Here is a 26277-nt window from a genome sequence, read left to right on the forward strand (position 1 = left end):
ATGCGATCGCCGCCGTGCATCAAGGCCGCCAGTTGACCTATGCCGAGTTGAACCAGCAGGCCAACCTGCTGGCCCATCACCTGCTGGCGCTGGGCGTGAAACCGGATGACCGCGTCGCCATCGTCGCCCGCCGCGGCCTGGACACCCTGGCCGGCTTGCTGGCGATCCTCAAGTCCGGCGCCTGCTACGTGCCCGTCGACCCCTCGCACCCGGCCGAACGCCTGGCCTACCTGCTCAGCGACAGCGCGCCGGTGGCGGTACTCACTCAGCATGCGTTGATCGAGCGCCTGCCCGCGCTGGACGTGCCGGTGATCAATCTGGACCGCTACACCTGGCAGCATCACTCGGCAAGCAATCCGCAGGTCGCGGTCACGCCGTCGAACCTTGCGTATGTGATCTACACCTCCGGTTCCACCGGCCTGCCCAAGGGCGTGATGGTCGAGCACCACACCGTGGCCAACCTGGTGGACTGGCATTGCCGCGCCTTCGACCTGCGCGCCGGACGCCACACTGCCAGCGTCGCCGGTTTCGGCTTTGACGCGATGGCCTGGGAAGTCTGGCCGGCGCTGTGCGTGGGCGCGACCCTGCACCTGCCGCCGGCCAGTGACGGCGCCGAAGACATCGACGCGTTGCTGGCCTGGTGGTGCGCGCAACCTCTGGACGTGTGCTTTTTGCCCACGCCGGTGGCCGAGTACGCCTTCAGCCAGCAGATCGACCACCCGACCCTGCGCACCCTGCTGATCGGCGGCGACCGCCTGCGCGCGTTCAACCGTGGGCAAACCTTCGAGGTGATCAACAACTACGGGCCCACCGAAGCCACGGTGGTCGCCACCTCCGGCAAGGTCGAGGCGGGCCGTGCCTTGCACATCGGCAAGCCCATCGCCAATGCGCGGGTCTACCTGCTCGACGCACAACAGCGCCCGGTGCCATTGGGCGTGGCCGGTGAATTGTATGTGGGCGGCAGCGGCGTGGCGCGCGGTTACCTCAACCGGCCCGAAATGACCGCCGAACGCTTCCTGCAGGACCCGTTCAGCCAGGGCCGCATGTACCGCACTGGCGACCTGGCGCGCTGGTTGCCCGACGGTAATCTCGAGTACCTGGGACGCAACGACGACCAGGTGAAGATTCGCGGCATGCGCATCGAACTCGGCGAAATCGAAACCCGGCTCAACCAGTTGCCAGGTATTCAGGAAGCCGTGGTGCTGGTGCGTGAAGAGCGGCTAGTGGCGTATTTTACCGAGAACCCGCAACTCGAACCCCAGGATGTCGGCACCCTCCGAGCGCACCTGGTGGCGCATTTGCCGGACTACATGGTCCCGGTCGCCTACATGAAACTCGACGCGCTGCCGCTGACCGCCAACGGCAAACTCGACCGCAAGGCCCTGCCGGCGCCGGACAGCGCCGCCGTGTTCAGCCGTGACTACGAGGCGCCCGAGGGCGACATCGAGACGCTGCTGGCGCAGATCTGGGCCGATGTCCTGCAGGTGGAACGCGTGGGCCGACGCGATCATTTCTTTGAATTGGGCGGGCATTCGTTGCTGGCGATGCGCATGGTCTCGCAGATTCGCCAGCGCCTGGGCGTCGAGCTGCTGCTGGCCGATCTGTTTGCCAATGCCGAACTGGCGGCGGTTGCTCAGGTGCTGGCCGAGGCAGGGCGCAGCACCTTGCCGGATATTCTGCCGACCAGCGGCAACAGCGACGTGCCGCTGTCGTTCGCCCAGCAGCGCCTGTGGTTTTTGGCGCGCATGGACGGCGGCAACAGTGCCTACAACATCCCCATCGCCCTGGGCATGCGCGGGCCGTTGCAGGCAGATGCCCTGCAACAGGCGCTGGCGCGTATCGTGGTGCGCCATCACACCCTGCGCAGCCGGTTTGTCCAGTACGGCGACGATACCCAGGTGCTGACCGTGCCGGTGGAGGAGGGGGCGCTGCTGCACGTGCAGGACCTGCGCCATCACGCCGAACCGCAACACGCCCTGCAGGCACTGATTCACCAGGACGCCTCGGCGCCGTTCGACCTGGAACACGGCCCGCTGCTGCGCGGGCGTCTGGTGGTACTGGCCGACGATCATCATGTGCTGCTGCTGACCCTGCACCACATTGTCTCCGATGGTTGGTCCATGGGCGTGCTCACCCGCGAGCTGATGGCGCTGTACCAGGCGTTCAGCCACGGTCAACCCGACCCGCTTCCGCCGCTGGCGATCCAGTACGCTGACTTTGCCGTGTGGCAACGCCTGTGGTTGAGCGGCGAGGTGCTGCAGCGTCAGAGCGATTATTGGCAGCAGGCCCTGGCCGGTGCGCCGGCCTTGCTCACCTTGCCCACTGACCGCGCGCGTCCGGCGCAGCAGGACTACACTGGCGGCAGCGTCGAGGTGCGCCTTGACGAACGCTTGACCGCCGGGCTCAAGGCCTTGAGTCAGCGCCATGGCGTGACGTTGTATATGACCGTGATGAGTGCCTGGGCCTCCTTGCTGGCGCGGCTGTCCGGCCAGCAGGATCTGGTGATCGGTTCGCCGGTGGCCAACCGCACGCGCAGTGAAGTTGAGGGGCTGATCGGCCTGTTCGTCAACACCCTGGCGGTGCGCATCGACACGTCCGGCGAGCCGAGCACCGAAGCGCTGCTGGCGCGGGTCAAGGCGCAGAGCCTGGCGGCCCAGGCCCATCAGGACCTGCCGTTCGAACAGGTGGTGGAGATCACCCGGCCGGTGCGCAGCCTGGCCCATACGCCGGTGTTCCAGACCTTGCTGGCGTGGCAGGACAGCAGCGCGCCAGCACTGTCGCTGGGCGACCTGACCCTGGAAAACGTTGCCCAACAGAACCTGTTTGCCAAGTTCGAACTGACCCTGGACCTGTGCGAAGTGCAGGGCCGCATCAGTGGCGCGTTGCAATACGCCGTGGCGCTGTTCGATGAATCGACAGTGCGCCGCTACGTCGGTTACTTCACCCGCGTGCTGCAGGCGATGGTCGCGGACGATCAGGCGGTGCTGGCCCAAGTGCCGTTGCTGGATGAGCACGAGCATCAGCAGGTGCTGGTGGACTTCAACGCGACGGCGATGCCGGCTCGCGACGAGCAGACCCTGCACGGCCGGTTCGTTGCCCAGGCGGCGCGCACGCCCCACGCGATTGCGGCGCAGGCGGGTGAGCGGCAGCTGACCTACGTCGAACTCGACCGCCATGCCAATGGCCTGGCTCATCACTTGCTGGGCCTGGGCGTACAGCCCGACGACCGCGTGGCCATCGTTGCCCGGCGCGGCCTCGACACCCTGGTCGGGTTGCTGGCGATTCTCAAGGCCGGCGCCTGTTATGTGCCGGTCGACCCGTCGCACCCGGCCGAGCGCCTGGCTTACCTGCTCAGCGATTGCGCGCCGGTAGCGGTGCTCACCCAGCATGCGTTGCTCGAGCGCCTGCCCGCCGTGGACGTGCCGGTGATCGAACTCGATGGCAGTGCCTGGGATCAGCCTGTGCATCCGGCGGTTGCGGTGGCGCCGTCGAACCTGGCTTACGTGATCTACACCTCCGGCTCCACCGGCCTGCCCAAAGGCGTGATGGTGGAACACCACAGCGTGGTCAACCTGGTGGACTGGCATTGCCACGCCTTCGACCTGCGCGCCGGGTGCCACACCGCCAGCGTTGCCGGCTTCGGCTTTGACGCAATGGCCTGGGAAGTCTGGCCGGCACTGTGCGTGGGCGCGACCCTGCACCTGCCGCCGGCCCACGACGGCGCCGAAGACATCGACGCGCTGCTCGCCTGGTGGTGTGCACAACCCTTGGACGTGTGCTTTCTGCCCACGCCGGTGGCTGAATACGCCTTCAGCCAGCACATCGAACACCCGACCCTGCGCACCCTGCTGATCGGCGGCGACCGCCTGCGCCAGTTCAGCCATGCGCAGTCCTTTGCGCTAGTCAATAACTACGGCCCTACCGAAGCCACGGTGGTCGCCACCTCCGGCCTGCTCGAAGTCGGTCGGCCGCTGCATATCGGCAAGCCGGTGGCCAATGCCCAGGTGTATTTGCTGGACGAACAGCAACGCCCGGTGCCTCTGGGCGTGGCTGGTGAGTTGTACGTGGGCGGCACCGGCGTGGCGCGTGGCTACCTGAACCGCCCGGACCTGACCGCCGAGCGCTTCCTGCGCGACCCCTTCAATCATGGGCGCATGTACCGTACCGGCGACCTGGCGCGCTGGTTGCCCGATGGCACCCTTGAATACCTGGGCCGCAACGACGACCAGGTGAAAATCCGTGGCGTGCGTATCGAGCTCGGTGAAATCGAGACCCGGCTCAACCAACTGCCGGGCATCCAGGAAGCCGTGGTGCTGGTGTGTGACGAGCGGCTGGTGGCGTATTTCACCGAGCATCCGTCGGCCGGCAGCCTGACTGCCGGCGAGATTCGCGCCCACCTCGTCGCGCACCTGCCGGACTACATGGTCCCGGCCGCTTACGTGCGCCTTGATGCGCTGCCGCTGACCGCTAACGGCAAGCTGGACCGCAAGGCTTTGCCCGCGCCGGACCTGGCTGCGCTGTTCATCCGCGACTACGAGGCGCCGCAGGGTGAGATTGAAAGCGTGCTCGCGCAGATCTGGGCCGAGGTGCTGCAGGTGGCGCAGGTGGGGCGTCGCGATCACTTTTTCGAGCTGGGCGGGCACTCACTGCTGGCCATGCGCATGGTGTCCCAGGTGCGTCAGCGCCTGGGGGTCGAGCTGCTGCTGGCCGACCTGTTTGCCAACCCCGAGCTGGCGGCGGTCGCCCAGGTGCTGGCCCTGGCGGGGCGCAGCGTGTTGCCGGACATTCTGCCGGCCAACCGGGATAACGAGGTGCCGCTGTCGTTCGCTCAGCAGCGCCTGTGGTTCCTGGCGCTGCTGGAAGGCGCCAACACCGCCTACAACATTCCGATTGGCCTGCGCTTGCGTGGTCAGTTGCATGTGCAGGCGCTGCAACGTGCCCTCGCGCGCATCGTCGCGCGGCACGAAACCCTGCGCAGTCGTTTCGCCCAGCACGGTGACGACGCCCAGGTGCTGATCGCAGCGCCGGAAGATGTGCTGCCGCTGCAGGTGCAGGACCTGCGTCGCCATCCGCAGCCGCAGCAGGCGCTGGACGCGTTGATCCACGGTGAAGCCTCGGCGCCGTTCGACCTGGAGCGCGGCCCGCTGCTGCGTGGGCGCCTGGTGATACTGGCCGACGATCATCATGTGCTGCTGCTGACCCTGCACCACATTGTCTCCGATGGCTGGTCCATGGGCGTGTTGACCCGTGAGCTGATGGCGCTGTACCAGGCGTTCAGCCACGGTCAGCCCGATCCGCTGCCGCCACTGGCGATCCAGTACGCCGACTTTGCCATGTGGCAACGCCTGTGGTTGAGCGGCGAAGTGCTGCACCGTCAAAGCACTTATTGGCAGCAGGCCCTGGCCGGTGCGCCGCCGTTGCTGACGCTGCCCACCGACCGCCCGCGCCCGGCGCAGCAGAACTATGCCGGCAATACCGTCGAAGTGCGCCTGGACGATCGCCTGAGCGCCGGGCTCAAGGCCTTGAGTCAGCGTCAGGGCGTGACGTTGTACATGACCGTGATGAGTGCCTGGGCCTCCTTGCTGGCGCGGCTGTCCGGCCAGCAGGATCTGGTGATCGGTTCGCCGGTGGCCAACCGCACGCGCAGCGAAGTGGAAGGGCTGATCGGCCTGTTCGTCAACACCCTGGCGGTGCGCATCGACACCAGCGGCGAGCCGAGCACCGAGGCGCTGCTGGCGCGGGTCAGGGCCGTGACCCTGGCCGCCCAGTCGCACCAGGACCTGCCGTTCGAAAAAGTCGTGGAAATCGTGCGGCCGCCGCGCAGCCTCTCTCACAGCCCGATCTTCCAGACGCTGCTCACCTGGCAGGACAGCAGCGCGCCGGCCCTGCGTCTGGGCGACCTGACGCTGGAAGCGATTGTCGAGGAGAGTCACTTTGCCAAGTTCGATCTGGCCCTGAGCCTGGGCGAAGTCGGCGGCAGCATTCTCGGCACGCTGGAATACGCGGTGGCCTTGTTCGACGAGGCGACGGCGCAGCGTTACGTCGGTTACCTCACCCGCGTGCTGCAGGCGATGGTCGATGACGACCAGGCAGTGCTCGAACACGTGCCGCTGGTGGGCGCGCGCGAGCGTCAGCAGTTGCTGTTCGAGTTCAACGCGACCAGCGTCGACTACAACCTCGAGCAGACCGTGCACGGCCTGTTCGAAGCGCAGGTCGAGCGCACGCCTCATGCGCTGGCGGTCAAGGCCGGCACCCGGCAACTGACCTACGCCGAACTCAATGCCCGGGCCAACCAGTTGGCCCATCACCTGCTGGCGCTGGGGGTGCAACCGGATGCGCGAGTGGCGGTGTGCGCCGAGCGCGGCCTGGACATGGTCATCGCCCTGTACGCAGTGCTCAAGGCCGGTGCTGCCTACGTGCCGCTGGACCCGGCGTATCCCCGCGAACGCATTGCCTACATGCTGCAGGACAGCGCACCACAGGTGGTGCTGGCCCAGGTCGCCACCCGTGGTTTGCTCGGTGAAGTCCCGGTGGTCGAGCTGGATGTGCCGTGCTGGCAGCACCTGCCGGTCGCTAACCCGAACGTGGTCGCGGCCAGTGCCTATGTGATCTACACCTCCGGTTCCACCGGCCAGCCCAAGGGCGTGATCAACGACCACAGTGGGGTGGTCAACCGTCTGCTGTGGATGCAGGACGAATATGCCCTGACCGCCGCCGACGCGGTGCTGCAGAAAACTCCGTTCAGCTTCGACGTGTCGGTGTGGGAGTTCTTCTGGCCGCTGTTTACCGGTGCGCGGCTGGTGATGGCGCGTCCCGGCGGGCACAAGGACCCGGCCTACCTGTGCGAGGTCATCGAAGCCGAAGCGATCACCACCCTGCACTTTGTGCCGTCGATGCTCGATGTGTTCCTCGCCCACGGCGATGTCGGCCAGGCGGCGGGGCTGCGGCAGGTGATGTGCAGCGGTGAAGCGCTGCCGGGCAGCCTGGTGCGACGCTTCAAACAGCAACTGCCGGGGATCGGCCTGTACAACCTGTACGGCCCCACCGAAGCGGCGGTGGATGTGACGGCATGGCGCTGCATACGCGCCGAGATGCCGGATAACACACCGATCGGCAAACCGATCGCCAATACCCGCATGTATGTGCTGGATGCGCAGATGCAGCCGGTGCCCCTCGGCGTGGTCGGCGAGCTGTACATCGGCGGCGTGCAGGTGGCGCGCGGTTACCTGAACCGGCCCGAGCTTTGCGCCGAGCGCTTCCTCGACGATCCATTTACCGGTGGGCGCCTGTACCGCACCGGCGATGTCGGTCGTTACCTGGCCGACGGCACCCTCGAATACCTGGGGCGCAATGATGACCAGGTGAAGATCCACGGCCTGCGTATCGAACTGGGGGAAATCCAGGCGCGGCTGACCGAACATCCGGCAGTCAACGAAGCCGTGGTGCTGGCCCGCGAACAGCGCCTGATTGCTTACTACACCGGCGAGCAGAGCGACATCGATGTGCTGCGCAATCATCTGGCGCAGCACCTGCCGGCGTTCATGGTACCGGCCGCGTTTGTGCACCTGGACGCGCTGCCGCTGAGTCCTAACGGCAAGCTCGACCGCAAGGCCCTGCCGGCGCCGGGCGCCGAATCGGTGATGGCGCGGGACTATGAGGCGCCCGAGGGGGATACCGAAATCGCCCTGGCCAGCCTGTGGGCCGAGCTTCTGGAGGTGGAGCGCGTAGGGCGTCACGACAACTTCTTCGAACTGGGTGGGCATTCGCTGATGGCCGTCAGCCTGATGGGGCGCCTGCGGCACCTTGGCTTGTCGGCGGATGTGAACGTGTTGTTCAGCCAGCCGACGCTGGCAGCGCTGGCGGCAACCCTGGGCGGCAGTCGCGAAGTGGCCGTGCCGGCCAACGGCATCGCCGCCGATTGCCGCGCGATCACCCCGGACATGCTGACCCTGGTGACGCTGGACCAGCCGGCCATCGACCGGGTGGTTGCGGCCATCCCCGGCGGTGCAGCGAATGTGCAGGACATCTACCCGCTGGCGCCCCTGCAAGCGGGGATTCTCTATCACCACCGCGCAGTGCAGCAGGGTGATGTGTATGTGTTGCAGGCGCAATTTGCGTTCGACAACGTTGTGCGGCTGCAGGCCTTTGCCGAGGCGTTGCAGGCGGTAATCCAGCGCCATGACATCCTGCGCTCGTCGTTCCACTGGGAAGGCCTTGAGGAACCGGTGCAAGTGGTGTGGCGTAGCGCCGCGCTGCGCGTTGAAAGCGGGCCGTTGCCGCAGCGCCTGGACCTGACTCAGGCGCCGGTGATGCGCCTGGTCTACACCGAGCAGGCACAAGGCGTGGTCGCGACCCTGCTGTTTCACCACCTGGTGATGGACCACGTCACCCTGGAAATCCTCAAGCACGACATGCAGGCGTTGCTGAGCGGCGAGGGCGCAGCACTGGGAACGGCGGTACCTTATCGCAACTATGTGGCGCAGACCCGGCTGGGCATGACCGAGCAGGAACACGAAGCGTTCTTTTGCGACATGCTGGGTCAGGTCGACGAGCCGACCCTGCTCTGTGTGCCGGGCGCGGATGAAAAAGCGCAACGCCTGCTCGACAGCGCGCTGAGCCAGCGCCTGCGTGCCCAGGCCCGCCGCGCGGGCGTGAGTGCCGCCAGCCTGATGCACCTGGGCTGGGCGCAGGTGATGGGCAAAGTGGCCGGTCGCGACACCGTGGTGTTCGGCAGCGTGATGCTGGGCCGCCTGCAGGGTGGCGAAGGCGCCGAGCGCGCGATGGGGGTGTTCATCAACACCTTGCCGCTGCGCGTCGACCTCGGTGAACACTCGGTGCGCAGTGCGCTGCGCGACACCCATGCGCGCCTGTCGCGTCTGCTCCGTCATGAGCACGCGTCGCTGGCCCTGGCCCAACGCTGCAGCAGCGTGCCGGCGAACACGCCGTTGTTCAACGTGCTGTTCAACTATCGCCACAGTGCCGGGGCGGCGGCAGCGATGAGCGCCGAGGCCGCCATGGCGTGGCAGGGTATTCATCTGCTCGAGGCCGAGGAACGTTCCAGCTACGGCCTGTCGATGAGCGTCGACGACCTGGGCGACGGTTTCAGCCTGACGGCCGCAGGGCAGGGCGCGCAGCGTTTGTGCGATTACCTGCAGACGGCGCTGGAGCACCTGGTGGAGGCATTGGAGCAGAACGTCGACAGCGCCATCAGTGCGGTGTCGATCCTGCCGGCCGTCGAGCGCCGGCAAGTGATCGAGACATTCAATGCCACCGACCGGGAATTCCCCCGTGCGCACACCGTGCAACGTCTGTTCGAGGCCCAGGCGCAGGCGCGTCCCGGTGCGTTGGCGGTGGTGCACGGCGAGCAGCGCTTGAGCTACGGCGAGCTGAACACCCGCGCCAACCGTCTGGCCCATCACCTGCTTGGCCTGGGCGTGTGTGCCGGCGACAGCGTGGCGATCCTGCTGCCGCGCGGCATTGACTTGATTGTCGGCCAGTTGGCCGTATTGAAATGTGCCGCCGCCTATGTGCCGCTGGACATCAACGCGCCCGCCGAACGCCAGGGTTTCATGGTGCAGGACAGCGGCGCGGTGCGGCTGCTGACCCGCAGCGACATCGCCGTCGACTACACGGTTGCGCGCCTGGACCTCGACACCGAGGTGTTCGATCCGCAACCGGCGCACAACCCCGACCTGTCGCAGGCGTCGGACAGTGTGGCCTACGTGATGTACACCTCGGGCTCCACCGGTACGCCGAAGGGCGTGCTGGTGCCCCACCGTGGCATCACCCGGCTGGTCATCAACAATGGCTACGCCGACTTCAACGCCGGTGACCGCGTGGCGTTCGCCTCCAACCCGGCGTTCGACGCCAGCACCATGGATGTGTGGGGGGCGCTGCTCAACGGCGGGCAGGTGCAGGTCATCGATCACGCCACCTTGCTCGACCCGGCCGCCTTTGGCGCGGCGCTGGAGGGGGCGACGGTGCTGTTCGTCACCACGGCCTTGTTCAACCAGTACGTGCAGCTGATACCCGATGCGCTAGCGGGGTTGCGCATTCTGTTGTGCGGCGGCGAGCGTGCCGACCCGGCGGCGTTCCGCAGCCTGTTGGCGCGGGCACCGGCGCTGCGCCTGGTGCATTGCTACGGGCCGACGGAAACCACCACCTACGCGACCACTTATGAAGTGCGCGCACTGGCCGAGGACGCCGACAGCGTGCCGATTGGCCGGCCGATTTCCAATACCCAGGTTTATGTGCTGGATGCGCAGTTGCAGCCGGTACCGGTGGGCGTGAGCGGAGAAATCTGCATTGGCGGCGACGGCGTGGCCCTGGGCTATCTGAACCGTGCGCAATTGAGCGCCGAACAGTTCGTGCAAAACCCGTTCAATGGCGGGTCACTGATGTACCGCACCGGGGATCTGGGCCGCTGGACGGCGGACGGGCTGCTGGAGTGCATTGGGCGCAACGACGATCAGGTGAAGATTCGCGGCTTCCGCATCGAGTTGGGCGAGATCGAAGCGCGCCTGGCGACCCACGCCGCACTGCAGGACGTGGTGGTGCTGGCCCGTGAAGACGTGCCGGGTGACAAGCGGTTGGTGGCCTATTTCACCTGGGCGGGCGAACCCGTCGGCAGCGACAGCCTGCGCGACCATCTGCAGGCGCAACTGCCGGACTACATGGTGCCGTCGGCCTACCTGCCACTGGCGCGGCTGCCGCTGACCGGCAACGGCAAGATCGACCGCAAGGCCTTGCCGGTTCCCGCTGTGCAGGCCCTGGCCGGGGCCGTGTTCGAAGCGCCGCGCGATGACCTGGAGCAGACCCTGGCGCAGCTGTGGGCCGAGGTGCTCAAGCTGGAGCAGGTGGGGCGCGATGACAGTTTCTTCGAACTGGGCGGGCATTCATTGCTTGCGATCCGTCTGGTCAGCCTGATGGAGGACGCAGGGCTTGCGGTGAGCCTGGCCGAACTGTTCGAGCACGCCAGCGTAGCGAACGTGGCATCGATGCTGCGCCAGCGCAATGCGCAGACGGTGCGCGACACCACGGTGATCACCGTGCGCAGCAGCGGCACGCAGCCGCCGTTGTTTCTGGTGCACGAGTTCAGCGGCATGGACGTGTATTTCCCGGCGCTGGGTCAGCATCTGGCCGGTGACTACCCGATCTACGGCTTGCCGGGCCTGGCGCTGGGCGAGTCGCACCTGAACACCATGGAAGGCCTGGCGGCGCGCATGGTTGGCCTGATCCGCGAGATTCAGCCGCACGGACCTTACCGGGTCGCGGGCTGGTCGTTCGGCGGCGTGCTCGCTTATGAAGTGGCGATGCAGTTGCTGGGGCTGGATGAGCCGGTGGCGTTCCTCGGCTTGATCGACAGCTTCGTGCCGCGCATGACCGACCAGGGCAAGGCGCGCTGGGAAGGACCGCAGGCGCTCAAGCGGCATCTGCTGCTGCAGTGCACTGCACATTGGACCGTACAAGGAGGTGTTGATGAAGTGGCAAGACTGGCGCAACTGGAAGCAGACACTCAACAGCTGGACCTTGCTGGTTTGCTGCAATGTTGTCGCGATGAAGGTTTGCTGCACCCGCAAATGGCGGCGGCCGAAGACGCCGACTTGATCAGCTTCATCGAACGCGAGGTCGGCCACGGCCACGCGCTGGCCCATTACAGCCTGTTCCCGCTGCCGGTGGCGGTGCATTTGTTCAGCGCGCAGGAGCGGCTCACCGAGCTGTCGCGGCGCAGTGATTCCCTGGGCTGGAGCGACGCGCTGGCGCCGGGGCAACTGCGCCAGATCGAAGTGCCTGGCACGCACCAGAGCATGATGAAGGCGCCGCATATCCGCGAGCTGGGGGCTGCGATGTCGGCTGCCCTGGCAGCCTCGTTACCGGTGACGCAGGCGGCCCATCAGCCGCTGCTGCGTATCCAAAGCGGGCGGCCGGGGTTTGCGCCGGTGTTCTGCGTACCGGGGGCGGGCGACAGCGTCACCGGGTTCGTCGGCTTGGGCGAAGCGCTCGGGCGTGACTGGCCGCTGTTCGGCCTGCAGCCGCGCGGGCTGGACGGCGAGGCGGTGCCTCACAGCCAGGTCGAGGCGGCGGCGCAGTGTTACCTCACGGCGCTGGAACAGGAATGCCCGCACGGGCCGGTGCATCTGCTCGGGCATTCGTTCGGCGGCTGGGTGGCGCTGGAGATGGCGCTGCGCTTGCAGGCGGCCGGGCGCGAGGTGGCGTCGTTGACGGTGATCGACAGTGAAGCGCCGGGCGGCAATGGCGTGGTGGGACGGCCGTATACGTCGACGGCGGCGTTGTTGCGGTTGATCGAGGCGATGCAGTTGTCGGCCGGCCGGCCGCTGGGGATTGATCCGGTGGAATTTGCCGGGCGCGATGAGGTGGCGCAGCGGCTCGCGTTGCATGCCGGGATGGTGGCGGTCGGATTGCTGCCCGCGCGGGCGGCGGTGGAGGCGATGGTGGGGCCGGCGCGTACGTATGCGGCGGCGTTGCGCACGGTGTATCGGCCTGGGCGGCGGTATGGCGGGGTGGTGAGGTTGGTGTTGGCGCAGGATCCTGCGCTGGATGCGGTGGGCAATCTGCGGGAGCAGGGGGCGATGATTGAGGGGTGGCGTGGCCAGGGGGATGGCTTTGAGGTTTGGTATGGCGGGGGGAATCACTTCACGTTGCTCAAGGCGCCCAATGTTTCTGGGTTGGCCAAGTGGTGGCTTGAGTCGTTGGTGGTTGGGGAGGTGGTGTCGTGACGGGTGTATGCCGCTCAAAACGTGGGAGGGGGCTTGCTCCCGATGAGGGTGGGTCAGTCAGCTTATTGGTAGCTGACACACTGCCATCGGGAGCAAGCCCCTCCCACCTTTGGATCGCCATCTTTCAGGAGAGTATCAATCGGCTTGGCCCTGCTTTGGCTTTGGCTTTGGCCTTTGATCTTGCTTCTGATCTCGGGCACACCGAGCCCGGGCGAGGTGCCGAGTGTTGGGGCAAGAGCCCTTTGGTTACTTTGGGCTGGGCCGGCATTCCGGCTTTTCCAAAGTGCCCCGCCGTAAGGGCGGAACCCTAAGCAGCCGTAACCGCAGCAACGGATATACCCCCAAAAACCTCATCATCTTTTATGGGCATTTATGCAAACGTCTAAATTCCGCAAAATCGGCTTATTCACCCTGTTGGCCATCGCCATCGGCCTGATCATTTACACCCTACAGGCCCCCGCCGACACCCCCCAATACCTGACGGCCACCGCCGAACGCGGCGATATCGAAAACGCCGTTCTGGCCACCGGCCTGCTCGAAGGCATCAAACAAGTCGACGTCGGCGCCCAGGTCTCCGGCCAGTTGAAATCACTCAAGGTCAAAGTCGGCGACAAGGTAAAAAAGGGCCAATGGCTCGCCGAAATCGACCCCCTGATCCTGCAGAACACCCTGCGCAAGGCCCAGGTCGACGAAGAAAACCTCCAGGCCCAGCGCCGCGCCACGGCGGCGCAGCTCAAGCAGGCCAAGTCGGTGTACGAGCGCTACAAGGGACTGCAGATCGACGAGTCAGTGTCCCGTCAGGACTTCGAAGACGCCGAGTCAACCTACCAGGTGCAGCAGGCCAACCTGCTGTCGCTGGATGCGCAGATCAAGAGCGCGCATATCCAGATCGACACCGCCAAGGTCAACCTGACCTACACCCGCATCAATGCGCCGATCGATGGCGATGTGGTGGGCATCGTCACCCAGGAAGGCCAGACGGTGATCGCCAACCAGCTGGCGCCGGTACTGCTCAAGTTGGCGGACCTGGACACCATGACCGTCAAGGCCCAGGTGTCCGAGGCGGATGTGATTCATATCAGCCCCGGCCAGCAGGTGTATTTCACCATTCTCGGCGAGGCCGACAAGCGCTACTACGCCAAACTGCGCGGTACGGAGCCGGCGCCGCAGAACTTCCTCGAGACCCAGAGCGCCGGTACGCCCAAGCAGAACACGGCGGTGTTCTATAACGCGCTGTTCGACGTGCCCAACCCCGACCATCGCCTGCGCATCGCCATGACCGCCCAGGTGCGCATCGTGCTCGACACCGCCCAGGGGGCGCTGATGGTGCCGGTGGCGGCGCTGGGCGCGCGCAACAACGATGGCAGCTATGCGCTGCGGGTGCTGGATGCCAAGGGCAAGGCGCAGGCGCGCAACGTGAAGACCGGCATCAACAACAACGTCAAGGTGCAGATCCTCGACGGCCTGGTCGAGGGCGACAAAGTGGTGATCGGCGACGCTACGCCTGCCGTGGCGGGGAACTGAGCCATGACCCAGCCACTGTTGGAGCTCAAGGGCATCACCCGCAGTTTCATGGCCGGCGAGCGTGAATTCATTGCGCTCAAGGGCATCGACCTGACCATCCAGGCGGGGGAGATGGTCGCGATCATCGGCGCGTCCGGCTCGGGCAAGTCCACCTTGATGAACATCCTCGGCGGCCTGGATTACGCCACCGCTGGCAGCTACAAAATCAACGGCATCGAGACCCGCTCCCTGGGCGATGAGCAACTGGCGGAGCTGCGCCGCGATTACTTCGGGTTTATCTTCCAGCGCTATCACTTGCTGGCGCACCTGAGCGCGTTGCACAACGTGGAAATGCCGGCGATCTACGCCGGCACCCCCGAGACTCAGCGCCACAGCCGCGCCCGCGAACTGCTGACGCGGCTGGGCCTGGCCGGGCACACCCGCCACCGGCCCAGTCAGCTGTCCGGCGGTCAGCAGCAACGGGTGAGTATCGCCCGGGCCTTGATGAACGGCGGCGAAGTGATCCTCGCCGACGAGCCCACCGGGGCGCTGGACACCCACAGCGGCAAGGAGGTGATGCGCATCCTCGCCGAGCTGCACGCGGCCGGGCATACGGTGATCATTGTCACCCACGACCCCAAGGTGGCGGCCAATGCCCAGCGCATCGTCGAGGTGTGCGATGGCGAGATCGTCAGCGACAAGGCCAATGCCAGTGTCGGCCTCGAGCTGCCCGGCGAAACGCCCATCGAGTCACGACGCAGTGGTGCGCGGCGGCTGGTGGCGAGCCTGGGGTTGTTCAAGGAGGCGTTCAACATGGCCTGGGTCGCGCTGGTGTCGCACCGCATGCGCACGCTGCTGACCATGCTCGGCATCGTCATCGGCATCACCTCGGTGGTGTCGATCTCGGCCATCGGCGAAGGGGCCAAGCGCTACGTGCTCAAGGACATCCAGGCCATCGGCAGCAATACCATCGATATTTTTTCCGGCACCAGTTTCGGCGATAGCCGTGCTTCGGCCATCGAGACGCTGATGCCCTCGGATGTGGACGCGTTGAACCAGCTGTATTACGTCGACAGCGCCACGCCGGTGGTGGGCCGCAACCTGCTGCTGCGCTTTGGCAATATCGATCTGGATGCGCAGGTCAACGGGGTGAGCGAGCGCTACTTCAAGGTCAAGGGCCTGAAGCTCGAAGCCGGTATTGCCTTCAGCGAAAACGATGCGCGGCGCCAGGCCCAGGTGGTGGTGATCGACCACAACACCCGCCAGCGCCTGTTTGGCGCGCATGTCGACCCGCTCGGCCAGGTGATTCTGGTGGGCAACCTGCCGTGCACGGTGATCGGAGTGACGGCCGAGAATAAAAACATGTTCGCCGCCAGCAAGTCGCTGAACGTGTGGGTGCCTTACGAGACGGCGGCGGGGCGCGTGCTGGGTCAGCGTCATCTGGACAGCATCACCGTGCGCATCAAGGACGGCCAGCCGAGCAAGGTGGTGGAGGACAACGTCAACAAGCTGATGCTGCAACGCCACGGCACCAAGGATTTCTTCACCAATAACCTCGACAGCATCATGCAGACCGTGCAGAACACCAGCCGCTCCCTGGCCTTGCTGCTGTCGCTGATCGCGGTGATTTCGTTGCTGGTGGGTGGTATCGGTGTGATGAATATCATGCTGGTGTCGGTCACCGAGCGGACCCGCGAGATCGGCATTCGTATGGCGGTGGGCGCGCGGCAGTCGGATATTCGCCAGCAGTTTCTGGTGGAGGCGGTGATGGTGTGTCTGATCGGCGGGATCATCGGGATCTCGCTGTCCTACGCCATCGGCTACCTGTTTTCGCTGTTTGTGAAAGAGTGGGAGATGGTGTTTTCGGTGGGCTCGGTGGTCACCGCGTTTGCCTGTTCCACGCTGATCGGCATTGTGTTCGGGTTTGTGCCGGCAAGGAATGCGGCGCGGCTGGATCCGATTGAGGCGTTGGCCAGAGATTGACAGATGTGGAAGGGGGCTTGCTCCCGATAGCGGTGTTTCAGTCGCACATGCAGTGGCTGACACGCTGCAATCGGGAGCGAGCCCCCTCCCACAATTTGCTGGATGCTGGCTTAAAGACCGCTGTTGTTCTCGGTGGCATACATCCACCGCAACAGCGAATGCCGCCCGCTGATACCCAGTTTGATCGACGCGCGCTTGAGGTAGCTTTCGATGGTGTTGACCTTCAACGCCAGTTGTTCGGCCAGCTCTGGCGCGGTTTTCCCGGCCAGCAGGCCGACGCACACTTCCAGCTCGCGGGTGGACAGGGTCAGCCGCGATTGCACCAGGCGCTCCTCGATGCGCTTGCGCAGGGTTTCGATGCCCTGATGTTTTGCCGCCACCGGCTCGCTGTCGTTGCCAGGCTGGATCGCCGTGATGTGTTTTTCCACCATGGGCAGCAACAGCGTGGAAAACTCCTGCAGCATGTTGCGTTCCTGCGGCGAAAAGCTTTCGGACTGGTGCGAACGGTAGACCGAGAGGATGTAGCGCACGTCATCCTTGCGCCGAGTCAGGTGCAGTTGCGCTGCGGGCTGTTCCTCGCCCAGCGTTGCCATCGAATCGGTGTAGACCGGGCTGATTTTGCGCCGCGTATGCCCCTCGGGGCTCACTCGCAATTGGGTGATATGGGTAGCGTCCACCGCCAGTTGGGTGAGGATCAGGTCGTGCAGCATGCGCGGGAAATGTCGGCTCCCGGTGCTGGCAATGACTTTGCCTATATGAGGAAACAGCTGAGCGTTCATCCAATCGTCCATGAGTGTCAGGTGCGGGTATTCGGCCTTGCAGCGACGGGGTTCAGGTGCCAATACGAATAACCCACAGTGATAGTCCATCCCGCCAGCACCTATGCTAGTACAGCCTCGCCACAGGAAGGGGATCCAATTTGAAAAAAACGGCCCAAGGCCGCACAGCTGCGGGCTGTTGGCTCAGCGTCCAGCGGCCTTTTCCAGGTTTGTTGTAACATATGAATACAACTTCGCCGTTTCAGGGCGGACTGCATGCCAACCCAGAGTGAACCCGCGATGCAACCCACCCGGTTGACCCTTGTCTGCCACGCCGCCACTCCCGCGCAGAAATACGCGCGATTTGCCGATGACGACTCGGTGGTAATGGATTGGCAGAGTGACGCGTTATCCCTGGCCGGTCGCTTCAGCAAACCCCCGCAACTGGTGTGCGGCCCCGAGCTGCGAACCCGTCAGACCGCGAGCCTGTTCGGTAACGAGGCCACGCTGGAAACCGCTCTGCGTGACCTCGACATGGGCCGCTGGAAAGGCCAGGCGATTGACCAGCTCGACACTCACGCGGTGAGGGCCTGGCTCGCCGACAGCGCCGGTGCGCCCCATGGTGGCGAATCGGTGGATGCGTTGTGCGAGCGGATCGCGCAGTGGCTCAAGCAGCTGCAAACCCAACCCGGCCATGTGCTGGCCGTGACCCATCCGTTCGTGATCCGCGCGGCGATGCTGCAGGTGCTGCAGATGCCGGTCGAGATGATCTACCGGATCGACGTCGCGCCACTGTCCTGCATCGAGCTGCGCTTTACCGGCGTGTGGCGCCTGCGCCTGGACACTCACCCCTGGCCGTCCGAACATGGCAACATCCACGCCCCGCACTGAGAGCACCCCATGAAACGCATCCTGATCATCGGCATTGGCGCCGGCAACCCTGACTACATCACGATGCAGGCGGTGAAGGCGCTGAACCGCACCGACGTGTTCTTCCTGATGGACAAAGGCCAGAGCAAGGACAAGCTGATCGACCTGCGCCGCGAGATCTGCGAAACCTACATCACCGAACCCGGCTACCGCTTCGTCGAGGCCGACTGCCCCGAGCGCGTGCGCGGTGAGATCGACTACACCACGGCGGTGCAGGTGCTTAACCGCGACAAGCAAGCCACTTTTGAACGCCTGATCAATGAGCACATGGCCGACGGCGAGGTCGGTGCGTTCCTGGCCTGGGGCGATCCGGCGCTGTACGACAGCACCCTTCGTATCCTGCAGGCGATTCTGGCCGCAGGGCAGTGCGAATTCGAGTTCGAAGTGATCCCCGGCATCACCAGCGTGCAGGCCCTGGCCGCGCAACATAAAGTGCCGTTGAACCGCATCGGCAAGTCCGTCGAAATTACCACCGGCCGGCGTTTGGCGGCAGGGCAGGCCAGTGATGCGGATACGCTGGTGGTGATGCTCGATGCCGAAGACTCCTACCGCAGCGTGGCTGAGCAGGGCTTTGATATTTATTGGGGGGCCTACCTGGGCACGCCGGATGAAATCCTGATCAGCGGCAAGGTCAGTGAAGTGGCTGAAGAAATCGAACGGGTGCGCAAGGCCGCGCGCCTGGAAAATGGCTGGATCATGGATACTTATCTATTGCGCAAACCCTGAGGTGACCTCCCATGCTCAAACTGTTTGCCCTGGCACTGACCCTGGTGGCCGCTGCCGCCCACGCCGACTCGAACCTGCACACCGATTTGCCGTTGTCCTACCTGGAACAGACCCAGGGCGATGCGCGCAACCAGCCGTTGGTGATCTTCCTGCACGGGTTCGGCAGCGACGAGGAGGATCTGTTCGGGATCAAGGACGCGTTGCCCTCGACCTGGACCTACCTGTCGGCCCGCGCGCCAACGCCGGTGGACCCCCATGGCTATCGCTGGTTCACCAAGACCACCGGCGAGCGTGATTACAACGGCGAGACCGCCGACCTGCAGCGCAGCGCCGCGCTGATCGAAGACTTTGTGCGCAAGGCCACGGTCAAGTACCACACCCAGAGTGATCGCGTGTTCCTGGTGGGGTTCAGCCAGGGCGCGATCATGTCCTACGAGGTGGGCTTGCGTAAGCCTGAGCTGCTGCGGGGCATCGCGGCGCTGAGCGGCAGCGTGCTACCGGTACTCAAGGCTGAGCTCAAGCCCGATGACGCGCTGGGCAGGCTGGCGATCTTTATTGGCCATGGCACATTGGATCAGGCGCTGCCGTATGCGTCGGCGACGCGGGCGAACGAGGTGCTGGTGGGGTTGGGGTTGAAGCCGCAGTTTCATACCTATGAAGGCATGAACCACACGATCAGCGAAGCGGAGGTGCAGGACCTGAAGGCCTGGCTTGAATCGAACCTGAAGTGAGCACGGTTGCAATGTGTGAGGGGGGCAAGCCCTAATGCCGCTCAGTTAAGCCAGCGTGATGCTCGAAGCAACGAGCGGTGCGACTTTTCGGTGTACATATCGGTTTGTTCGGTAACGGCGGCTTAGGGTTCCGCCCTTACGGCGGCTCACTTTTGAAAAGCGCAAAAGTAAGCAAAACGCTCTTGCCCCAACACTCGGCACCTCGCCCAGGCTCGGTGTGCCCTCACGCAGGCTTTGGAGCGTGGGCCGCCGCGATGGGCCATCCTTGGCCCAGCGCGGCTAACCCGGCGTCCTGCCGGGTTACCCACGCTCCAAAGCCTGCGTTCGGCCAGCGTGTTTGACGGGGCGCCTAAGATCAAGATCAAAAGCGCGGCGGCCTGAGAGCCGACCGGAATGGTTTGCGAACGCTGTACAAAATGTGGGAGGGGGCTTGCTCCCGATGGCGTCGGCCCAGCAAACATTGATGTTGAAGACCCACCGCTTTCGCGGGCAAGCCGAATCGTCGCACCGCCGCTCCCACAGGGGAGCTGCGCTTAACTCAACGGCATTGGGGCAAGCCCCCTCCCACAAGGGGGTTTGCGTTGGTTGTGGGAAGTGGGTTATTTGCCGGTGATCTGTTTCACCAGTTCGGCGTGCCCCTTCACATCATCGGCCCGCGAAATGGCCTGGATCACCAGCAACTGGTTGCCCGAGCCGCCGAGGAACGTGGAGTTCAAGGTCTTGCCGCCGCCCTGGGTGGCGGTGCTGTCGACCTGACGCATGCCCAGGCCCTTGAAGTTGAGCTTTTTCTCGCTCTGTTTCTTGAAGTCGGGCAGGGCGGCGCTCTGGTCCTTGATGAAACCGGCGACGGCGCCGTCAAGGAACTTGGGGTCGTTGTCCTCGATCTTTACCCCGTCCTTGCGCACGGTTTCGGCGACGATCACCACACTTTTCGTGCTCTGATTGGCGTACAGGGTGCCCTGGGTGTCGCCGGTGCCATCCTCGGCCTTGCCGGCCGGCAGGGTATCGGCGACGTAGGCCTTGGGCAGGCTGAAGGTGAACTTGCCGCCCAGGGTGGAGATGGTCTGTGTGCTTGGCTTGGCGGCAGCGAACACGCTGCCGGCGGTCAGTGCGAGGGCAAGCAGGACGGCGGTCTTGGTGAAAGTGGCCATGAAGCACTCCGGTGATAAAACGAAATTGCGCCTTATTCTGTCAGAAAATTTGCAAGATCGTTCCTCCCCCGGCCTCACGCCTTGTCGGACTCTTCCTCAAGCCGATCCATCTCAAACAGCCGCGCCAGTTCGGTGCGGGCTTCCTGGGCGGTCTGCATGACCTTGGCCGCGTCGTCGTATACCGCATGCTGGGCGGCGAGCACTTGCAGGTCGTGGTTCCTGAAGCGGTTGATGCGCGCATCGGCCTGGGCCTGGCTTAACCCCAGGCCGACCAGGGTACGTCGGCTCATTTCGAGGCTGGAGTAGAAGGTCTCGCGAATCGGCGAGGCGTCGAGGTCCACCAGGCGGTGCACGTGCTGGCGGTTACGTGCGCGGGCGATGATCTTCATGTGCGGGTAGAGGTTGCGCACCAGTTCGGCGGTTTTGATGTTGATTTCCGGGTCGTCCATGGCGATCACGAAAAATTCCGCCTGGTCGACCTTGGCCGCGTGCAGGATTTCCGGACGCTGCGGATCGCCGTAGAACACCGGCATCCCGCCGAAGCTGCGGGTCAACTCGATGGTTTCCACCGAGGTGTCGAGGGCGATGAACGAAATGTTCTGCGCGCGCAGGATCCGCGCGACGATCTGCCCCATGCGGCCCATGCCGGCGATCACCACGCGTGGCGCATCGCCTTCGATGGCGCGGTATTCCTCGGGCACTTCCACCGGCCTGGTCTTGCGCTTGAACAGCTTCGGGCAGATCAGCAGCAACAGCGGCGTGATGGCCATGGACAGGGTGATGGTCAGCACCAGAATGTCGTACAACTGCGGCTCGAACAGGCCCTGGTCGCGGCCGATCTTGAACACCACGAAGGCAAACTCACCGCCGGCCGCCAGCACCACGCCCAGGCGCAGGGCGCTTTCGCGATTGAGGTCACCGGCCATGCGGCCCACGGCATACAGGATCGGCAGCTTGAGGCCGATCAACAGCAGGGTCAGGCCGATGACCACCAGCGGCGAACTGAGCAGCAGGCTGAGGTTGGCGCCCATGCCCACGCTGATAAAGAACAGCCCGAGCAGCAGGCCCTTGAACGGTTCGATCTGGGACTCCAGTTCGTGACGGTACTCGGAGTCTGCCAGCAGCAGGCCGGCGAGGAAGGCGCCCAGAGCCATGGACACGCCGACCAGTTCCATCAACCAGGCCGTGCCGATCACCACCAGCAGCGCGGTGGCGGTGGACACTTCGCGCAGGCCGGTTTTGGCCACGATGCGAAACACCGGGCGCAACAGGTAACGCCCGCCGATGATCACCACGGCGATACTGCCCAGCACCTGCAAGCCGTGCTGCAGGCCTTCGGACTCGGTGGTGGGGTGGCTGCCGCCGGCCAGCAACGGCACCATGGCGATCAGCGGGATGGCGGCGATGTCCTGAAACAGCAGGATCGCAAAGGCCATGCGCCCGTGGGGCTGGTTGAGTTCCTTGCGCTCGGCCAGGCTTTGCAGGCCGAACGCCGTGGACGACAGCGCCAGGCCCAGGCCCAGCACAATCGCGCTGTTCCACGCCTGACCGAACAGCCACAGCGCCACCGCGCCCATCACCAGGCCGGTAAGCAGCACCTGCGCCAGGCCGACGCCGAACACCGCCTTGCGCATCACCCATAAACGCTTGGGCGACAGCTCCAGGCCGATGATGAACAGCAGCAGCACCACGCCCAGTTCGGAAAACTGCGCCACGCTTTGCGGGTTACGCACCAGGCCCAGTACCGACGGACCAATGATCACCCCGGCGAACAGATAGCCGAGCACCGCGCCCAGTTGCAGGCGCTTGGCCAACGGCACGGTGAGCACGGCGGCGAGCAGAAACACCACGGCTGCTTGTAACAGGTTGCCTTCATGGGGCATTGCGAACTCCAGAATCTTCAAAGCCAGTCAACAGGGCGCTATTAGAGCGCTTTTTGCCGACTGAGAATTGTATTTTTGCCGCGCGTGCGCATCGGCCAAGACTTGTAGTACGTACAAATAATTTGCCACTGGCGAGGAAAGTCTTACGGTCTAGGGTTATGCCATTGAGTTTATATTCCATGGGTGGCATATTTGCATGAGTTGGGACATAGAATACACGGACGAATTCGGAGACTGGTGGGCTGATCTGGATGCAGGAGAGCAATCCTCGGTATCTGCCAGCGTTGATCTGCTGGGGCTGTTTGGACCAGGTCTGCGCTTTCTCCACAGCAGCGATGTCAAGGGATCTCGACACGGTAACCTGCGAGAGCTAAGGGTGCAGCACGCCGGTCGCCCTTATCGGGTGCTGTATGCATTCGATCCCCGCCGTTGCGCATTGCTGCTGATAGGTGGCGATAAAACATCGCGACATCGATGGTACGAAGAGCACGTCCCCGTGGCAGATAAGTTGTATGACGTTCATTTGGAAACATTGCGTAGAGAGGGCCGTAACCATGGCTAGAAAATTCGCTGAACTTCAAGCTCGCATGTCACCCGAATCGCGGGCTGAGGCCGAGCAGATATTCGCGCAGCATGTGAGAGAAATGCCGCTGCATGAGCTGCGTAAAGCCCAGCAGTTGAGCCAGGAGAGCCTGGCCAAGGCGTTGAAGATCAACCAGGCTGCGGTCTCTAAAATGGAACGCCGCACTGACATGTATATCAGTACCTTGCGTGATTACATACGCGCCATGGGGGGTGAGCTGGAAATCATCGCGACGTTTCCCGACGGGCAGGTGAAGATCGACAACTTCGCTTGCTGAAGGCCGCGAGCGCCATGCTTTTTTCACATTGCCCCTGGCTGCCCTTTGTTACCATCGCCTTCCATCGTCGCCAGGAGTCACCGCCCCATGCAGCACCAGTGGGATGAAATGCACCGCACCCGCAAGCCCACGTTCGTATTGTGTGGCGAGCCTCAGGGCGATGTGCTCAATCTCTATGTCCACGGTTACTCGGCATTCTTCAACCAGCAACAGCTGGGTAACTTCAAGCAACAGCTGGCAGGTATCGAAGGCTCGACCAACCTGATGCTGTTCTGGCCGGCCGGGCATTTTCTGGAAAACCTGTTTGCACCGTTCAAGGACGTGATCGCCTCGATGCTCGGCGGTGGCGGCCTGGGCGCGGCAACCGTGGGGCTGGGCAAGGCGATTGCGTATTTTCTCGACCACTACAAAAGCGTCGAGACGCGGGTGGATGAGGTGGCCAAAAGCTTGCTGCCGGAGCTGGCCAATTACCTGCATGGCGAGTCACTGACGGTGCGCCGCATCAACCTGATCGGTCATTCCCTGGGCGCGCGCATTCTCGTCAAAAGCCTGCTCGCCAGCCCTGAAACCGCGCGCGAGCTGCCGCTGAACAATGTGCTGCTGATGGGCGGCGCCATCTGTACATCGAGCCCCTGGGAGCAGGTGGCGGCGCCGTTGACGGGGCGTGTCATCAATTGCCACTCCAGCAAGGACTGGGCATTGGCGATAAAGCCCGACACCGAGCGCTGTATCGGCCGTTATGCCATCCCCGTCACGCCTGCGCTCAAGGCCAAGGTGACCAATGTGCATCTGGCCAGCTTCGACCATGCGGCGTATTGGCCCCAGCTGAAGACGGTGGTGCAGTACACCGACCTGTTGCAGGTGCGGCGCGGCATGATCCGCTTTGACCCGCGCAGCAGCGAGGTGCGGTTTGCCGAGGAGGATGTCGACCTGTTCCCTGTGCTGGTGCAGGCACGGCCGGACGAGTTGAAGTTTTTGGCCGAGCTGATGGCGCAAAAGCGCAGCGCCTCGATTGACGCCTCGGTGCGCGAACCCCGCAAGCTGGCCATCGAACTGCAGCGCATGGGCGGCGACAGCCTCATGAACATTGCCCGCGGGCATGGCGTGAGTTATCGCCAGATCGCCCAGGACGTGGCGGGGCGGCTGGGGATCAAATTCGACGAGCCGATCGCCAGTGTGGCGCTTGCCGACCTTGAAGCGCAGGTCGCCGAGAAACTGATCGAGCAGTACAAGGACAAACTCAGCCAGGCCGACCGTCAACGGTTCGACGCCGAACTGCGGGCCGCGGCGCAAAAGGAGCAGGGTCTGTTCAATCGCTTCGCTGTCGGCCGCTCGGCCACCACAGCCTTGAGCGGCACTGCGCTGGCGGGGCTGACCGGATTCATGTTGAGACGCGGCGCTGCCTCGGCGATTCCGGTGGTGGGCCAGGCGCTTGCGGCGGCGATGTTGCTGGTGAGTGGCGTACGGGCGTTCTCAGGCCCTGCGTATTCCATCACCACCCTCGCGGTGTTGGTGGTCGGGGTGATTCGCCAGCGCATGGAGCGCGAAGCCTTGAACCAGGAGCTGGACCTGGTGGTGCAGGTGGTCGAAGCGTTCGATCTGCCTCGGGACACGGTGATGCGCACGGTTGTGTCTGACTGCTAAGCTGCGTGCCTGTCTTGTGTGTTTACCTGGAATCGCGCGTGAAATTCAGCCTGCCAAAAATCGCTACCGCCCCCTTTTGCCCGCCGGAAGTGGCCGGCTCCGTTGCCGTTGACCCCAAGGCGTCGTTTTTCAAGCGCGCGCTGATGTTTGCAGGCCCCGGCCTGCTCATCTCCATCGGCTATATGGACCCGGGCAACTGGGCCACGGCCATCGAAGCCGGTTCGCGTTATGGCTACAGCCTGCTGTTTGTGGTGTTGCTGGCCAGCCTCGCCGGGATGGCGGTGCAGTGCCTGTGCTCGCGGCTCGGCATCGCCACCGGCAAGGACCTGGCGCAGCTGTGCCGTGAACGCTACAGCAAGCGTTCGGCCCGCACCCAATGGGCCTTGGCCGAAATCTCCATCATTGCCACCGACCTCGCCGAAGTGCTCGGCTGCGCGTTGGCATTTCACCTGCTGCTGGGGGTGTCGCTGACCACCGGTATCGTCATCACCGCCTTCGATACCTTGCTGATCCTGGCCCTGCAGAACCGTGGCTTTCGCCGCCTGGAAGCGATCATGCTGGCGCTGGTTGCCACCATCGGCGTGTGTTTCTTTATTGAGCTGGTGCTGATCAAACCCTACTGGCCGGATGTGTTGAGCGGGTTCACCCCGTCGCTCTCGGCCATCAGCGATGCGGCGCCGTTGTACCTGGCCATCGGTATCCTTGGCGCCACGGTCATGCCGCATAACCTCTACCTGCACAGCTCGATTGTGCAGACCCGGATGATCGGCAAGGACCTGGCCAGCAAGCAGGACGCGGTCAAGCTGGCACGCATCGACACCATTGGCTCTCTTGCGCTGGCGCTGCTGGTCAATGCCGCGATCCTGGTACTCGCCGCGGCCGCCTTCCACAAGACCGGCCACACCGACGTCGTGGAAATCCAGGACGCTTACCATCTGCTTGAGCCGTTGGTGGGTGGCGCGTTTGCCAGCATCCTGTTTGGCATCGCATTGCTGGCCTCCGGGCAAAGCTCCACCTTCACCGGCACCATTGCCGGGCAAGTGATCATGGAGGGTTACCTCAACCTGCGTATTCCGTGCTGGCAACGACGCCTGATCACCCGCGGCCTGGCGCTGATCCCTGCATTCCTCGGGGTGTGGCTGATGGGGGACGATGCCATCGGCAAACTGCTGATTCTCAGCCAGGTGGTGCTCAGCCTGCAGTTGCCGTTTGCGCTATACCCGTTGATTCGCATGACGGGTGACAAGCAACTGATGGGCCCGTTCGTCAATCGCCTGCCCACGCGGTTACTGGCGTGGTTCCTGTTTGCGGTGATCAGCGGGGCGAATGCGTGGTTGATTGGGCAATGGTTGTTTTGATCTGAGTATCCGA

Annotated in this window: 13 protein-coding genes (1 of these 13 cut by a window edge); 10 read left to right on the plus strand and 3 right to left on the minus strand. The window is 64.3% G+C overall.

Annotated elements, in window-relative coordinates; genetic code table 11:
* From RHM60_RS01430 to RHM60_RS01440, 3 genes are all read left to right on the plus strand, one after another.
* A protein-coding gene (locus RHM60_RS01430; protein WP_322213363.1) for a non-ribosomal peptide synthetase crosses the window boundary here: on the plus strand, positions 1-12737 show its 3' portion. Its footprint begins 1729 nt before the window's first position; the window shows 12737 of its 14466 coding nt (coding positions 1730-14466); the start codon falls outside the window, past its left edge; it ends in the stop codon at positions 12735-12737.
* 372 nt (positions 12738-13109) lie between these two features.
* The gene (gene macA, locus RHM60_RS01435) at positions 13110-14261 is read left to right on the plus strand and encodes a macrolide transporter subunit MacA (RefSeq protein WP_322213365.1); all 1152 of its coding nucleotides are present in this window, start codon (positions 13110-13112) and stop codon (positions 14259-14261) included.
* A gap of 3 nt (positions 14262-14264) precedes the next feature.
* Positions 14265-16223 carry a MacB family efflux pump subunit gene (locus RHM60_RS01440; RefSeq protein ID WP_322213367.1) on the plus strand — a complete coding sequence of 653 codons (1959 nt, stop codon included), beginning with the start codon at positions 14265-14267 and terminating at the stop codon, positions 16221-16223.
* Positions 16224-16333: 110 nt separating this feature from the next.
* Here the strand turns inward: RHM60_RS01440 and RHM60_RS01445 are convergent, their stop codons facing one another.
* On the minus strand, positions 16334-17002 hold the full coding sequence (locus RHM60_RS01445) for a helix-turn-helix transcriptional regulator (RefSeq protein ID WP_209990286.1): 669 nt from the start codon (positions 17000-17002) through the stop codon (positions 16334-16336).
* 279 nt (positions 17003-17281) lie between these two features.
* Here RHM60_RS01445 and RHM60_RS01450 point away from each other — a divergent pair, with 279 nt between their 5' ends.
* Genes RHM60_RS01450 through RHM60_RS01460 form a run of 3 tightly spaced genes read left to right on the plus strand, consistent with a single transcriptional unit; the run spans position 17282 to position 19368 of the window.
* Positions 17282-17872 carry a histidine phosphatase family protein gene (locus RHM60_RS01450; RefSeq protein ID WP_231421855.1) on the plus strand — a complete coding sequence of 197 codons (591 nt, stop codon included), beginning with the start codon at positions 17282-17284 and terminating at the stop codon, positions 17870-17872.
* A gap of 9 nt (positions 17873-17881) precedes the next feature.
* The gene (gene cobF, locus RHM60_RS01455) at positions 17882-18637 is read left to right on the plus strand and encodes a precorrin-6A synthase (deacetylating) (RefSeq protein WP_322213368.1); all 756 of its coding nucleotides are present in this window, start codon (positions 17882-17884) and stop codon (positions 18635-18637) included.
* Positions 18638-18648: 11 nt separating this feature from the next.
* Positions 18649-19368 (plus strand): alpha/beta hydrolase, encoded by a 720-nt coding sequence (locus RHM60_RS01460; protein WP_322213369.1) that lies wholly within the window; start codon positions 18649-18651, stop codon positions 19366-19368.
* Between the two features lie 599 nt (positions 19369-19967).
* Here the strand turns inward: RHM60_RS01460 and RHM60_RS01465 are convergent.
* Complete coding sequence (locus tag RHM60_RS01465) at positions 19968-20519, minus strand: hypothetical protein (RefSeq protein WP_209981258.1); 552 nt, start codon at positions 20517-20519, stop codon at positions 19968-19970.
* Between the two features lie 74 nt (positions 20520-20593).
* Positions 20594-22402 carry a monovalent cation:proton antiporter-2 (CPA2) family protein gene (locus tag RHM60_RS01470; RefSeq protein ID WP_322213370.1) on the minus strand — a complete coding sequence of 603 codons (1809 nt, stop codon included), beginning with the start codon at positions 22400-22402 and terminating at the stop codon, positions 20594-20596.
* A 196-nt stretch (positions 22403-22598) separates the two neighbouring features.
* Here RHM60_RS01470 and RHM60_RS01475 point away from each other — a divergent pair, with 196 nt between their 5' ends.
* From RHM60_RS01475 to RHM60_RS01490, 4 genes are all read left to right on the plus strand, one after another.
* Positions 22599-22964, plus strand: coding sequence for a type II toxin-antitoxin system RelE/ParE family toxin (locus RHM60_RS01475; RefSeq protein ID WP_322213371.1), 366 nt, complete (start codon positions 22599-22601; stop codon positions 22962-22964).
* Positions 22957-23262 carry an XRE family transcriptional regulator gene (locus tag RHM60_RS01480; RefSeq protein WP_209981264.1) on the plus strand — a complete coding sequence of 102 codons (306 nt, stop codon included), beginning with the start codon at positions 22957-22959 and terminating at the stop codon, positions 23260-23262. Before RHM60_RS01475 ends, RHM60_RS01480 begins: the two co-directional genes overlap by 8 nt.
* An 87-nt stretch (positions 23263-23349) precedes the next feature.
* Positions 23350-24906: a DUF726 domain-containing protein gene (locus RHM60_RS01485; RefSeq protein ID WP_322213372.1), complete on the plus strand. Its 1557-nt coding sequence runs from the start codon at positions 23350-23352 to the stop codon at positions 24904-24906.
* Positions 24907-24944: 38 nt separating this feature from the next.
* Positions 24945-26264: an Nramp family divalent metal transporter gene (locus tag RHM60_RS01490; RefSeq protein ID WP_322213373.1), complete on the plus strand. Its 1320-nt coding sequence runs from the start codon at positions 24945-24947 to the stop codon at positions 26262-26264.
* Positions 26265-26277: the final 13 nt, after the last annotated feature.

The sequence above is a fragment of the Pseudomonas sp. MH9.3 genome, from assembly GCF_034354675.1.
Taxonomy (GTDB): Bacteria; Pseudomonadota; Gammaproteobacteria; order Pseudomonadales; family Pseudomonadaceae; genus Aquipseudomonas.